The 13269-nt window shown below is 39.3% G+C and carries 15 protein-coding genes; 8 read left to right on the top strand and 7 right to left on the bottom strand.

What is annotated here, in order from left to right; translation table 11 throughout:
- The 3 genes from PN471_RS07130 to PN471_RS07120 all read left to right on the top strand — a co-directional run.
- A partial coding sequence (locus PN471_RS07130) for a transposase (RefSeq protein ID WP_271776246.1) occupies positions 1-159 on the top strand: 159 nt, incomplete at its 5' end.
- A 230-nt stretch (positions 160-389) separates the two neighbouring features.
- A complete protein-coding gene (locus PN471_RS07125; protein ID WP_271776244.1) occupies positions 390-641 on the top strand; it encodes a UPF0175 family protein in 252 nt (83 codons plus the stop codon).
- Entirely contained in the window at positions 634-1125 is a 492-nt protein-coding gene (locus tag PN471_RS07120) for a DUF3368 domain-containing protein (protein WP_271776243.1), read from the top strand. The genes PN471_RS07125 and PN471_RS07120 overlap by 8 nt, the downstream gene beginning before the upstream one ends.
- Here the strand turns inward: PN471_RS07120 and PN471_RS07115 are convergent.
- A complete protein-coding gene (locus PN471_RS07115; RefSeq protein ID WP_271776242.1) occupies positions 1108-1278 on the bottom strand; it encodes an addiction module protein in 171 nt (56 codons plus the stop codon). The two genes, PN471_RS07120 and PN471_RS07115, sit on opposite strands and share 18 nt — an antisense overlap.
- Before the next feature lie 232 nt (positions 1279-1510).
- Between PN471_RS07115 and PN471_RS07110 the strand changes: the two genes are divergently transcribed.
- Positions 1511-2857, top strand: a complete 1347-nt coding sequence (locus PN471_RS07110) for an S-layer homology domain-containing protein (RefSeq protein ID WP_271776241.1) — start codon at positions 1511-1513, stop codon at positions 2855-2857.
- 81 nt (positions 2858-2938) lie between these two features.
- On the opposite strand, the gene PN471_RS07105 is transcribed toward PN471_RS07110, so the two are convergent.
- Positions 2939-3583 (bottom strand): peptidoglycan-binding protein, encoded by a 645-nt coding sequence (locus PN471_RS07105; protein WP_271776245.1) that lies wholly within the window; start codon positions 3581-3583, stop codon positions 2939-2941.
- Between the two features lie 805 nt (positions 3584-4388).
- Here PN471_RS07105 and PN471_RS07100 point away from each other — a divergent pair.
- Together PN471_RS07100 and PN471_RS07095 are read left to right on the top strand one after the other, a co-directional pair.
- A complete protein-coding gene (locus tag PN471_RS07100; RefSeq protein ID WP_271776240.1) occupies positions 4389-5807 on the top strand; it encodes a hypothetical protein in 1419 nt (472 codons plus the stop codon).
- 81 nt (positions 5808-5888) lie between these two features.
- Positions 5889-6185: a hypothetical protein gene (locus tag PN471_RS07095; RefSeq protein WP_271776239.1), complete on the top strand. Its 297-nt coding sequence runs from the start codon at positions 5889-5891 to the stop codon at positions 6183-6185.
- Here the strand turns inward: PN471_RS07095 and PN471_RS07090 are convergent.
- From PN471_RS07090 to PN471_RS07070, 5 genes are all read right to left on the bottom strand, one after another.
- Positions 6172-6822, bottom strand: coding sequence for a PAP/fibrillin family protein (locus tag PN471_RS07090; RefSeq protein ID WP_271776238.1), 651 nt, complete (start codon positions 6820-6822; stop codon positions 6172-6174). The genes PN471_RS07095 and PN471_RS07090 overlap by 14 nt on opposite strands.
- A gap of 157 nt (positions 6823-6979) precedes the next feature.
- Complete coding sequence (locus PN471_RS07085; protein WP_193895883.1) at positions 6980-7162, bottom strand: chlorophyll a/b-binding protein; 183 nt, start codon at positions 7160-7162, stop codon at positions 6980-6982.
- A 476-nt stretch (positions 7163-7638) separates the two neighbouring features.
- Positions 7639-8553: a cation diffusion facilitator family transporter gene (locus PN471_RS07080; RefSeq protein ID WP_271776237.1), complete on the bottom strand. Its 915-nt coding sequence runs from the start codon at positions 8551-8553 to the stop codon at positions 7639-7641.
- A 198-nt stretch (positions 8554-8751) separates the two neighbouring features.
- Positions 8752-9543, bottom strand: a complete 792-nt coding sequence (locus PN471_RS07075; protein WP_271776236.1) for a YdcF family protein — start codon at positions 9541-9543, stop codon at positions 8752-8754.
- Positions 9544-9973: 430 nt separating this feature from the next.
- Positions 9974-10690 (bottom strand): biliverdin-producing heme oxygenase, encoded by a 717-nt coding sequence (locus tag PN471_RS07070; RefSeq protein WP_271776235.1) that lies wholly within the window; start codon positions 10688-10690, stop codon positions 9974-9976.
- Between the two features lie 213 nt (positions 10691-10903).
- Between PN471_RS07070 and glmM the strand changes: the two genes are divergently transcribed.
- Together glmM and PN471_RS07060 are read left to right on the top strand one after the other, a co-directional pair.
- A complete protein-coding gene (gene glmM / locus PN471_RS07065; protein WP_271776234.1) occupies positions 10904-12340 on the top strand; it encodes a phosphoglucosamine mutase in 1437 nt (478 codons plus the stop codon).
- Positions 12341-12448: 108 nt separating this feature from the next.
- Entirely contained in the window at positions 12449-13087 is a 639-nt protein-coding gene (locus tag PN471_RS07060; RefSeq protein WP_271776233.1) for a peroxiredoxin, read from the top strand.
- Positions 13088-13269 lie beyond the last annotated feature (182 nt).

The raw sequence follows: 13269 nt of genomic DNA, 5'->3' as shown, positions 1-13269 counted from the left end.
AGTTTTGTGGTCCTCAAAAAGCGATGGGTTGTGGAACGTACTTTTGGCTGGCTGATGGGTTGTCGTCGGTTAGTCAGAGACTACGAGTTATTACCTGAAACCTCTGAGACTTTTATCTATCTAGCTATGATCCGTATCATGCTCAGGCGATTGGCATAAATTTTGACTCCTCAAAACTTTTCAAACATCCTCTAACTGAACACCAGAAAACACAAAATATTGAATCCTTAAAACAGGATATAGCCGCAGGTATTCAACAACTTCAAAATGGTGAATACACAGAATACGATCAAAATAACTTATCTACTCTCATAACTTCAATTAAAGCACGAGGTGGGGAACTATATCTTACAGAGCTAACCTGAAACCTATTCACCAATTATAACACTATGAGTAGTATATCCTTAGAAATACCTGAAGAAATTTTAATTAGTCTCAAAGAAACCCCAGAAACTTTATCTAGGGAAATATCAATTTTAGCAGCAGTCAAACTGTTTGAACTTGGTAAACTGTCATCAGGAAGAGCAGCACAATTAGCAGGAATGTCACGGGTAGAATTTTTAATGGCTTTGGGACGTTATCAAGTTTCATCTTTTTCTTTAACTTCTGAACAGTTAGAACAAGATGTTAACAATGCCTAATTCTCCAGTTGTTGTTAATACTTCTCCTCTATTGTATCTGCATCAAGTTGGCTGTTTAGAATTACTGCAAAACTTGTATAGTGAAATTTTCACTCCTCCTGCGGTAATACAAGAACTAGCAGTTGGGAAAAATCAAGGGATTAATGTACCAGATATTAATGCTATTGAATGGATTTCTATTACTCCAGTAAAATCAATTAGCTTAATTCCTGCTGTGATAGATTTAGGACAAGGAGAAGCGGAAGTTTTAGCTTTAGGATTGGAAAATCCTGGCAGTTTATTGATTTTTGATGACCAATTAGCTAGACGAATGGCTAATATATATAAATTAAAATATACGGGAACACTTGGGGTTTTAGTAAAAGCGAAAAAACTTGGTTATTTGTCCTCTGTTGCTTCTGTTATTACAATGCTACGTCAACAAGGAATGTGGTTGACAGATAATATTATTAATGATGTCCTCAGATTAGCTGGAGAATCTTAATCCGTTGACTTGAGATAAAGCTATTTCTCCAGGAATTAACTCAACGGTATGATTATGAATTTCATCACGGCGTTTTTTAGCTTCTATATTCGATAGATTTTGGGTGTTTTCATCAATATCAGATTCTAGACTTTCCAAGGATATATGAAACACATAGATGTGTAAAGGTTTAGGCTAAAAACCCATCCCTTCTGCCAGTGAGAGAAAAAATAAACCAAAAACAGGTTAAAACCGACTTTACAGCGATTTCCAATCATATAAGGTACATTTTAGCCCCCTCATCGCTTGCGGGGAGGGGGTTGGAGGTGGGGTTTTTGTTCCCTGGCTGACTACCCACCCCCAAAAATGCTAATGTAGAAGGTGAAAATCAATTTGTGATTTCTTTGTGTTTTCCCGTAACTACCCTGCTGTATTCCTGAGTTTGTGCTTTTTACTATCCTTAACAGCCTGTACCAACAGTCCATCTGCCAAAAACCTGGAACAATCATTAGCGGCTGACCCTCAGTTGCAAAATAATCCTGTTCCCCTTGGCAAACCTCAGAGTCAGCAAACAACACCAAACCCCAACACATCAACAATTAAATTACCGGCTGATTTTCCCGCAGATATTCCCATTTACCCCAACGCCAAACTAGAGGAAGTTACACCAGCTAATTCGGAAAATAAAATATCAATTCGTTGGCAAAGTGCAGATCCTAGTAATATAATCACCAGCTTTTACCGCCAGCAATTTCAGGCTAAAAACTGGCAAATTGTCCAACAGCCTCAAGATGATGTAGATGGGACTTTTTCCGCCAAACGCAATGATTTACTTATCAATGTGACAATTAAACCACAAACCGTCACCAAAGCTGAACCCAATCAACCGCAAACAGCCACTAAATTATTAATTGAATATTCATCTCAAATTACGTCTACTAACCCAGTTACCCCTTCAGATCATCCAGAATTTATCGGTCCAGTATTACCTAAAACTGATAATACTAACGTAGTCACCCAGCCAACCCTACAGCCAACCACCCAACCGGAAACCTTAACAACCCAGGAATTTACTGATATTCAAAAAGCACCTCCAGAATGGCGAACTGCTGGCAGCAGCGCTTCGCTGTCTCATACTCAAGACTTAGCTAAATTAGGTATTTTATCCATTGAACCGAAAACCAACGAATTTCTCCCTGATAAAATTATTACCCGTCGAGAATATGCTCGCTGGCTAGTTGCAGCTAATAATGCCATGTATGCTAACAATCCCGCTAAACAAATTCGGTTAGCATCCTCCAGCACTCAACCAGCTTTTAGGGATATCTTAACCAAAGATCCCGATTTCCCCGTCATTCAAGGATTAGCCGAAGCTGGGTTAATTCCCAGTGCTTTATCTGGAGATGCCACAGCGGTTTTATTTCGTCCTGACGCACCCTTGACACGAGAACAATTAATCCTCTGGAAAGTTCCTTTAGATACTCGCCAAGCCTTACCCGCTGCCAATTTAGAAGCCGTGAAACAAACTTGGGGGTTTCAAGATGCGGGTAACATTGAACCGAAAGCATTAAAAGCAGTTTTGGCTGATTTCCAGAACGCTGAACAATCAAATATTCGCCGAGTTTTTGGCTATACAACCTTATTTCAACCCAAAAAACCTGTAACTCGTGCTGAAGCTAGTTCAGCTTTATGGTATTTCGGTACTCAAGGTGAGGGAATATCAGCAGCGGAAGCTTTAAAGCTGAAAAGGTGAGTTTTATTTGATTTTGAGTAAATATCTGACAGGCTATTGTGCCTGTCATTTTCTACCGATTTCTAATTCTTGACTTTACATTTACGGTGTAGGTGTAGGTGTAGCCGTTGGTTTAACTGTTGGTTTAGCCGTTGGTTTAACTGTTGGTTTAGCTGTTGGTGTAATTGTTGGTTTAACTGTTGGTGTAATTGTTGGTTTAGCTGTTGGTGTAACTGTTGGTTTAGCTGTTGGTTCGGGTTTAGTTACTGGTTTGGTAATGATAGTTTTAACTTCTTCATTTATTTTTTGGCGAAGTTGTAAATCAGCAATCCCAGTTTCTGAGAGTTGATGTTTTTTCTGGTATTCCTTTACCAACTCTTCTAACTGGGGACTGTAGAATTGATCACGAGGGAGTAGAGTTTTTGGTTTAAGTACGGTATTCAAATTAGCTTGCAAAATTTGCACAATCATAGCAGCTTGATCTTGGGTTTGGGGACCTGCTTTCCCATCCACCTTTAATTTGTAGCCTGTTTGAAATTGAGTGATAGCCTTTTTAGTTTCCTCATCAGTCAGAGGATCTTTTGTAACCTTAACGTTATAACCCAATCCACGTAATACGGATCGGAATTCATCGGGCCTATAGTTGCGCTGACGAGCGGCAAAAGTCATATCTGAGGATACAACACTTGCTGCTACTATACAGGTTAAAGCTATAGTTACTCTAGACTTGTTTAAACTACACCACATCATAAAAACTCCTTGGGATTAAATCCTTGATACTAAGACACTAGCAGGTAATTCTGAAGTTTTTTAACCTATGGCTTAACAATTAGTTATTAATTCTGATTAATTCGACTCTAATTGATTATTAATGAATATTAGGACTTACGCAACCATCATATAAATAAAGGAAATTGCGTCGTTTTCGGCTTTGGGAATAACTTATTGAGTAGGGTGCGTCAGATATACCAAATTATTGGGTCGACGCACCCTACAGGAGATAAAATCCACATTACATATTTAGAAAACTTTGTCAATGCGTAAGCCCTAAATATAACAAAAATTAGTTTTCGCCATCTGCCTAATATCTCCGCACTGATAAAAATATGTACCATTTCCGATCTATATAGATGTACTATAGTTTCAACGATATTAATTGCATCACTAAATAAGTATGCACTGAAGGGTAATAATTTCAGGTGTTGCTGAGTAAAAGTATGATTTTATTATGCCTACGGCACGCTGCGCGAACACGCAGAGGCGCTCCAGGCGCAGAGAGTAAGAGTTTGAGAAATGGAATTTTCGACTTTCATACCCCAGTTCACCAAGGCCTAATAGTAGAAGACTCCTAACCAGGACTTACGCAAAATATCTTTCAAACCCTCTTTTCTTCGTTCTCTTCGTTCCTTCGTGGTTCATTATTCCGTGACTTGTGCGTAAGTCCTACTAACTTCTGACTCCTGATTTCTGCTATAACATTCATGACACTGGTTTTCAAGCTGATGCTACTGTATTTCGTAAACCCCCAATTTACTTACTATAACTATAAATCATGAGTAAATTAAAAATTTCCCAACATAAAAACCTATGGTTTGAAAGAGTAATGGCAATTACAGCCACTGTTAATTTGGTATTGGTTTTCTTTGATTTAAGTTATGTACCATGGCGGGATTTTTACTTCCGTCAAGTTAATGGACTAACTCAACTATACGATCCTATTAAAGGTATTGAACCCCATCGTGATACGAAAAAATACCTAGAAATAGTAGCTGAATTAGAAGAACAGGTAACTCAAACAGGCTTAATTTCCTCGCAAGTCAAAGCTAAGTTAGAAACTATTCGTCTTCTCAGCAAAGAAATGATTGAAACGAATCCATTTGCAGGTGCAGGAAAAAGTGGAACTCTGGAAAAAATTAAAACCCGGATGCGAGAACATATCGGACAAGAATCTGCTAAATCTGCATTTAACACCTTTTGGAGTCAGGAATATTTATCTAAAAATGGTTGGAATCAGGAAATAGCTTTTTTTAACCAAAAAATTCGCCCTGGGATTGCCAAAAACTATTATCGAAAAATTGATGAAAATGGGGAATTTTTAGATAAATTTTGGATAATTGATTTACCATTTATAGTTCTATTTGCCATAGAATTACTAGGGCGTACTTTCTTAATAAAACGTAGATATAGCCATTTAAGTTGGTTAGAAGCAATTCTTTGGCGTTGGTATGATATATTATTACTAATACCAATTTGGCGATATTTACGAATCATCCCAGTTACCATCAGACTTGATCAAGCAAAGTTAATTGATTTTTATGTAGTTAGACGGCAAATTCATCAAGGTATTCTTGCTAATTTTGCAGAAGAAATTACAGAAATTGTCGTAGTCCAAGTAATTAACCAGGTTCAAGGTTCAATTAGACGAGGTGAAATTACCCGTTGGCTATTAGAATCAGATCATCTGCGTTCTTATATAGATATTAATAATATCAATGAAGTGGAAGCAATTTCTGGATTGTTAATTAAAACTCTGGTTAATCAGGTATTACCAAAAATTCAACCAGAAGTAAATGCAATTTTATGCCACAGCATAGCGATCGCTTGTCAACAATTACCAGGATATAGTAACATCCTCCTGTTACCAGGATTAGGTAAAGCTCAAACACAAATTAGTGAACAACTAGCCACGCAAATCACGAATAATATCTATGCTGCTTTATCCAGCACTATCAAAGATCCTGTCGCGGCAAAACTTTCTACTCAGCTAATAGAAAAATTCACAGCTTCATTTAGTTCAGAAATCCAGCAAAAACAAGTTTTAGTAGAAATTCAAAGTTTACTAAATGACTTTTTAGAAGAGGTTAAAATTAACTATATTCAACGTCTATCTCAAGAAGATATAGATAAGATATTGGAAGAAACTAGAAAAATGCGGACGGAGTCATCCAGTAGTGTGTCTATTCGTATATAAAAAGTTAGCCAATAGGTAGATGAGAATTAGGAGGATTTTTGTCAGCATGGGGTTTAGTTGTACTTATAATTCATTAAAACCATGAATAAGATCATCAATACCGATATTAATCAGATTGATATCAGGTTGCTTCTGGAAGAGATAAATCCCGAACAAGCAGAAACTTTATGTGGTGGTTATTGTCAATCATCAACGGGTGATCAAGATGCGTACATGAATGATATTGCTGAGATTATCAATAATGCTAAAAAACAAGTTGAAGGTGTAGATAATCAACGCAGTAATCAGAAAATTAATACCATAAGTAATTCCCAAAAAACCTACCTAAATGGGGTAGAAATACCCCGTAAGGGAAAAACCGCAGCTATATCCTTGTGAAATCCAAGTTAGCTAAATCATTAACTTTATGGAGAATGAATAAACTTTCATCTCCTCCACGACCAATTCTTAAAGTTTCATCTAAGTAGGTAATATCAAGAGTCGCAATTCTCCCTTGAGGATTATTAGCTGCTACAACTTTAAATGGATTTAATTTAGGGGTGTGAATACCCAAAATTTTTTCAATGGCTAAGTAACGTTTATCAAAATCAACATTGATACGTTTATCTGCTAACCCTGATGGATCTAAAGCAGGTTGAAAACTAGCTGTTACTTTCACATATCCTGATATAATTTTCAGCGGATGTTGCACTTGCGCTATATTAAAAAATAGTTTATCAGCAATATTAATTACTTGATAAACTTTACCTATTTGTAATCCCAATGGTAGAGAATCTAAAGAACGGATTTCTCTGGCTGTAGAGTATTGTAATTGCCAAGCACCTTCTAATAAAGCTATAGCATAAATGAGAGGTTGCGGGTGAGGATTGAGACTTTCTAATTCGGCTGTTAATTGTTCAATTTCTGCGACTAAAGTTTGATCAAGCTTTAAATTAGTAATGGGAGAACCATCACTTCTAGCTTGATTTCTCTTGATTGTTGCTTGTAATTTCTCTTTCAAAATTTGATTATTCATCAGATTAATTTTTTTGATAATAGTTAGAAGAACCCCACAACCAACTCCCTCTTCACAAGCGAGGAGGGGACTATGCTGTATATTTTCAAGTAAATAACCTGGCAGTTATTATCAACTACCAGGCTTTTGATTAATCAAAAATTATGTTATGGAAAAATTACAGAATTCCCCAGAAGTGGAGAAAACCTTGACCGGAAAATAGTTCAATCAAAGCTGCCGCTAAAAAACCGATCATTGCTAAACGGCCATTCCAGATTTCTGCTTCGGGTGTGAAACCCCAGCGCCAGCCGTTACGATCAACTGCTACAGGTGCAGTAGATGTTTTTGTTGCATTAGTCATGTTTAGCACCCCCATTAGGATTTACTAAGCTTTGTTATCTTATGTAAATAAATATAACATTTTTTTGCAAAAAAAACAATATTTATTTAGGGTTTGCTGATAGCGTAGCGTGGCGTTAGCCATATAAAGCTAAAACCGTTTATTAATAAAGGTTTCGCTGATTTTTATCACAAGAAAGTACCAGATTTTGGCAAATGGAGTCTCAAAATTGGTGCATTTTCCTGGGTTGGATTGAGAAAATTGAGGATATCCAGATAGTTGAAACTGTGAGGAGTCACTGAGAAACCCACACTCATTTGTTCGCGCCAGGCATAAGGGAGTGTGTGGAGTATGTCACACAACCTGAGTTCGGTGTTAGGAGTTTCCCCTTCGGAGACGCTACGCGAACGGAGTTATGATTTTTTCAAGGAGATCATCAGGGTTTGAGACTCATACTTGGGGCAGTTTTCCACAAATTATCTTATGTCGAACTCAGGTCACACAACGTGATCTGGTTCTAAGGCGCAGGGATAAGCTGAATCCCCTGTTTCTATCTGAATAGTAGAGTGTTTGATCCCGAAATGGTGTTCGAGTTCCTGGGAAACTTCCCATAAGAAAGCATCACCAGGATAACCTCCTGGCATGACTAAATGAACTGTGAGTGCGGTTTCCGTTGTACTCATAGCCCAGATATGAAGATCGTGGATTTTCGCCACTCCAGGACATTCAATTAAGTAATTTCTCACGGCACGGGGTTCAATTCCTGCTGGTACGCCATCAAGTGCTAAATTTACAGAGTCTCTGAGTAAATGCCAGGTGCCGACCACAACGACTCCCACAAGCACTAAGCTAATTAATGGGTCAAGCCATAGCCAATGGGTGAATAAAATCGCAATTCCGGCTACCACAACTCCCAAGGATACCAGGGCATCAGCAGCCATGTGTAAAAATGCGCCCCGAATGTTTAGGTCGCTTTTACTTCCTGACATAAACATAAGTGCAGTAGCAGTATTAATGATAATACCAACTAGGGCAACACCAATAATTGTGCCTCCTGATACTGGTGCGGAATCATGAAAACGACGAATGGCTTCCCAAGCGATCGCCCCCATAGATAAAAGTAAAACTACGGCATTGGCTAAAGCTGCTAGAATTGAGGAGGCACGCAGTCCATAGGTATAGCGGTGACTGGGAGGACGACGAGCAAGGGAACTTGCACCCCACGCCAGGAGAAGTCCCAATACATCACTCAGGTTATGACCCGCATCAGCAAACAAAGCCAGGGAATGTGCTAGGTAGCCGTAAGTAGCTTCAACGATAACAAATCCTATATTCAGTGCTGTCCCAATAGCAAAAGCCCGACTAAATGTTGCTGGGGTGTGACTGTGATGATCATGGTGGTCATGTGTCATGGTGGTCTGGGTGTAAAGGATGGATGTTTTTTCACGCAGAGACGCAAAGGCGCAGAGAGTAAGAGTTTGAGAGATGGAATTTTTGACTTTCTTACCTCAATTCTCCAACGCCGAAAATTCTATGTTAATTCTGATTTTTGAGTTAATATTCAGGGATATTCATCTTTGCAAATACCTTTTTCTTCTTTCTCCTGACTCCTATAGCCAACCTCGCAGGCTATAAATAAAAGTACCAATATATTCTTTTAATGCACTTGTGAATTGATCTAAATTATCGGCATCAGGTAATAAATTAAGAATTGCGGCTTTAGGAGTGTTGGTAAGTTCTTGAAGTTCACCTTGACTAACTAGAAAATCCGTGGGTGCGGGAATGACATTAATACCTTGACGTTGAAAAATTTTCAAGGATCGGGGTGTATGTATGGCTGAAGTGATTAATAATACTTTTTTGATTTGACGAGCTTCGAGGATTTTCTGAACATTGACAGCGTTCTCATGGGTATTGAGGGAATCGGGTTCTTGAATAATTGCTTCAGCCGGAACACCAATAGATGTGAGAATAGCTACCATGTCTGCTGATTCTGGAGAACCACTACCGCGCCAATCAATGCGACCGCCACTGAGGATAATTATAGGGGCTTTTTTCTGAAAATAGAGTTGGGCTGCATAAATTACGCGATCGCCTGCTTCGTTTAAATCTGCCATTACCCTGGGCCAAGTTGGTGATCTAGTTGCACCTCCTAAGACGACAATGGCTTCGGCGTTGGGGATTTGTGCAGTGGGGATGTTTTGCCATTCTAAACTGCGGACTAAGGATTTGGCCACCCAGGTATTGCTACAAACTACCAACAACGCTAAGGATAAGGAAATAGCGACAGTCGCAATGCGGGGATGTTTTCGTAAGGTGATTAAAGCTGCTATTAAACTTACACTTGCCAATCCTAACGGGTAAAAAAATAGGGGGATGATTTTAGATAAATATAAAAACATAATTGTTCTATAGCAGGGAACAGGGAATAGGGAATAGGGAATAGTTTCAGCTATCTGGATATCCTTAATTTTCCAAATCCGACAAAGAAAAATGCACCTATTTTGAGACACCATCAGCCAAAACTTTGCATTTTTTTGTGATAAAATCCGTAAAATCCTTATTAATAAACGGTTTTAGCTTTATTCAGCAATGCCTAAATAGTATAATGTAACGGTATAGGTTTTGGGAATGTCAGGATTTCTTAAAATTTAGGGGCAACTTCCTTCTGGTTGCTTTCATCTACACAAAAACAATCACAAGGATATCACCCCTAAATATTATGAGAAAAGTTAATATTTCTCAACTTACGGCAAATTGCGGATTAATCAGGTATTCAATATAGATTCAAGGTCAGACACCAAGCTAGTTTTACGCCCGACTCCTGCTGTATTATTCCGCAGTTACCAATTCAGTGCTACCTTTTGTCCGTTTGCGGGTCATGGCATTATAAACCATGATGCCGATCGCTTTAATTAGATTACCTTCCAACTCTTGGAACATTTTCATGTTCACACCAAAAGCGGCATTTGCTTCTTCGGTGATGCGATCGCCTGTAGCATCATCAATAGGCATAGCATCTAAATTGGCTCGATACTTAGCTTTAAATGCCTTCTCATCGGTAATATCTGCAAACTCATAAAAAGCAGTTCCTTCACCTTCACCTAGCTTCATTGCGGTTTGGGCAATACCTTTGAGGATTTGTCCCCCTGATAAATCACCTAGATAACGGGTATAGGAATGAGCAATTAATAATTCTGGTTCAGTTGCCGAAACTTCCCGAATCCGGTTTACATACTCCGCACCCGCAGCAGATAATTTGATTTGCTCTCGCCAATTGTAACCATAGTAGTAATCAAGGTCTTGCTCTAAGGTATATTTGCGGTTCAGTTCAGGAAAATAAATTTTGCTTAAAATTGGGTGATGCTTGTGTTTTTCCATTTCCTCTTCCATAGCGGAGTAAATGAAGTAAAAGTTAGCAACCAACTTGCGGTAAGAGTTTTTCTCCACAACTCCCTTTAAAAAACACTTGACAAAACCCACGTTTTCTGCCATTGTGTGTGCTTTTTTTGTACCTACACGTAATTTGCTTGCTAAATTGCTGTTCATATTATTAAAATTCTCAACTGTAAAAAAATTAACTGTGGAAGTTTTTTGTTCGTAATGGTGAAAAAACCCCATTAAAACGTAAGATTAAAACTATTTGATGAAACTTTATATTAAAAATAATTAAGCAATGAGTTCCTTTGGCGTTTTATTAGCGTCAAGAATAATGGCAGAAAGTGCTATTCTCCTGTGTGATTGTGTGGAGTTTTTAAATTTATGGTTTCATCAATGGCTCGAAATCAAGGCTGTATTTCCGAAATTGAGAATAGTGGGGTGTTTAATTCCATACCACTGCCAACTAATGCTTTATTTGGTACGGATGGCATTCGTGGCAAGGTGGGAGACTTACTGAATGCGCCTTTGGCTTTACAGGTAGGTTTTTGGGCGGGAGTTGTCCTCCGTAATTATGCCACTGTTCCCGGTCCAATTATTCTGGGACAAGATTCCCGAAATTCCAGTGATATGTTAGCAATGGCTTTGAGCGCCGGTTTAACTGCGGCTGGTTTGGAAGTGTGGTATTTGGGATTATGTCCTACACCTTGTGTAGCCTATCTGGCCAGCATCACCGATGCCATTGGGGGAATCATGATTTCCGCCAGCCACAATCCTCCAGAAGACAACGGAATTAAAATCTTTGATGCCCAGGGTGGTAAGTTATCTAAAGCCCTACAAAGCGAAATTGAGGCGGGATTACGAGGTCAATTATCCCCGGATGGGAGAATAAATCATTGTGGTAGACATTATTCCCGCCCTGAGTTAATCAAAACATATAGCCAGTCTATCCAAACTCCTTTGGCATCTGGACTGACTCTCGAAGGCATGAAGATTGTTTTAGATTTAGCTTGGGGTGCGGCTGTAGGTTTAGCACCTGCGGTATTTACAGAAATGGGTGCGGAGGTCATTTGTTTACATAATCAGGCAGATGGCGATCGCATTAATGTCAATTGCGGTTCTACACATTTAGATATTCTCCAAGCCTCAGTCATAGAACATCAAGCCGATATGGGTTTTGCTTTTGATGGCGATGCAGATCGGGTTTTAGCTGTGGATAATACGGGCAGATCCGTTAATGGTGATTATATTCTTTACCTTTGGGGTCGCCATTTACAACAAAAACAACAACTCCCAGATAATCTGATAGTTTCTACTGTGATGGCTAATTTAGGCTTTGAACGGGCTTGGGAACAAATAGGTGGTAAATTAATTCGCACCGCTGTCGGTGATCAATATGTGCAAGCGGAAATGCGAAAAACTGGGGGAATGTTGGGCGGAGAACAGTCAGGACATATCCTGTGTAGTCATTATGCCATGACTGGAGATGGCTTATTAACAGCCTTGCATATTGCAGCGGTGGTGAAAGAGGCTAATCTTTCTTTGGGAGAAATGGTAGATCAAAGTTTCCAAACCTATCCGCAAATCTTACGGAATGTGCGAGTATTAGATCGGGAGCGACGGTTAGGATGGGAAAGTTGTCAACCTGTCCAACAAGCGATCGCTAAAGCTGAAGTCGCAATGGGTGATCATGGTAGAATCCTAGTTCGGGCTTCGGGAACAGAACCCGTAATTAGAGTCATGGTAGAGGCCGCAAATGCTGAACTTGTCCACCATTGGACAAATCAATTAGTGGCAAAAGTTGAACAACACCTAGCTTGAACTTAAAATTTTGTTGCAAACCGCGACAGCCCGATAGGATAATCGGTCTTTTGTGTCATACTGTCACAGTAGAATATAGATGTTTTCTTAAAATACAGGGAATCTGACATGACTCTTCGTCTTGGTGATACAGTACCTAACTTTACTCAATCCTCTACTCACGGGGAAATTGACTTTTACGCCTGGGCTGGTGATAGCTGGGTGGTACTATTTTCTCATCCTGCTGACTTTACACCAGTTTGCACCACCGAACTCGGAACTGTTGCCAAACTTAAACCAGAATTTGACAAACGCAATGTGAAAGCGATCGCTCTCAGCGTTGATGATGTAGAATCTCATAAAGGTTGGGTAGGGGATATTGAAGAAACCCAAAACACCACCCTCAATTACCCTATTTTGGCAGATCCAGATCGTCAAGTTTCTGAACTTTATGATATGATTCACCCCAACGCAGCGGCTACTGTCACCGTGCGTTCTGTGTTTGTCATTGACAACAACAAAAAACTCCGTCTTTCTTTTACCTATCCTCCTAGCACTGGCCGCAACTTTGATGAAATTTTGCGCGTCATTGATTCTCTGCAATTAACTGATAATTACAGTGTTGCTACCCCCGCAGACTGGAAAGATGGTCAAGATGTGGTGATTGTCCCATCTTTGAAAGATCCTGAAGTTCTCAAAGCCAAGTTTCCTAAAGGTTATGCAGAAATTAAACCTTATTTACGGATGACTCCTCAACCTAATAAATAGGTTTTCATTGTCGGGTGGGTTAACAACAGTGTAACCCACCATTACTTAGAGGATGTTTGAAAAGTTTCCGGCGATTAGAAATCGCTACTACACAAACAAAGTCCACCTGCGTGGACTAACGAAAAATCAAGGCTTTTGAACCCACGAAGGTGGGTTTCGTCTGTGTAGCTGCGACTTCTAGT

The sequence above is a fragment of the Aphanizomenon sp. CS-733/32 genome (genome assembly GCF_028330045.1).
GTDB lineage: Bacteria > Cyanobacteriota > Cyanobacteriia > Cyanobacteriales > Nostocaceae > Dolichospermum > Dolichospermum gracile.
Note: the sequence above shows the minus strand (reverse complement) of the source record. Positions and strands in the feature narration are given on the sequence as shown.

What these genes read in the sequence shown, in the direction of transcription:
- PN471_RS07125 (WP_271776244.1), top strand. Translation starts at nt 390, where the DNA reads ATGAGTAGTATATCCTTAGAAATACCTGAAGAAATTTTAATTAGTCTC.
- PN471_RS07120 (WP_271776243.1), top strand. Translation starts at nt 634, where the DNA reads ATGCCTAATTCTCCAGTTGTTGTTAATACTTCTCCTCTATTGTATCTG.
- PN471_RS07105 (WP_271776245.1), bottom strand. Translation starts at nt 3,583, where the DNA reads ATGTGGTGTAGTTTAAACAAGTCTAGAGTAACTATAGCTTTAACCTGT.
- PN471_RS07100 (WP_271776240.1), top strand. Translation starts at nt 4,389, where the DNA reads ATGAGTAAATTAAAAATTTCCCAACATAAAAACCTATGGTTTGAAAGA.
- PN471_RS07095 (WP_271776239.1), top strand. Translation starts at nt 5,889, where the DNA reads ATGAATAAGATCATCAATACCGATATTAATCAGATTGATATCAGGTTG.
- PN471_RS07090 (WP_271776238.1), bottom strand. Translation starts at nt 6,822, where the DNA reads ATGAATAATCAAATTTTGAAAGAGAAATTACAAGCAACAATCAAGAGA.
- PN471_RS07085 (WP_193895883.1), bottom strand. Translation starts at nt 7,162, where the DNA reads ATGACTAATGCAACAAAAACATCTACTGCACCTGTAGCAGTTGATCGT.
- PN471_RS07080 (WP_271776237.1), bottom strand. Translation starts at nt 8,553, where the DNA reads ATGACACATGACCACCATGATCATCACAGTCACACCCCAGCAACATTT.
- PN471_RS07075 (WP_271776236.1), bottom strand. Translation starts at nt 9,543, where the DNA reads ATGTTTTTATATTTATCTAAAATCATCCCCCTATTTTTTTACCCGTTA.
- PN471_RS07070 (WP_271776235.1), bottom strand. Translation starts at nt 10,690, where the DNA reads ATGAACAGCAATTTAGCAAGCAAATTACGTGTAGGTACAAAAAAAGCA.
- glmM (WP_271776234.1), top strand. Translation starts at nt 10,904, where the DNA reads ATGGTTTCATCAATGGCTCGAAATCAAGGCTGTATTTCCGAAATTGAG.
- PN471_RS07060 (WP_271776233.1), top strand. Translation starts at nt 12,449, where the DNA reads ATGACTCTTCGTCTTGGTGATACAGTACCTAACTTTACTCAATCCTCT.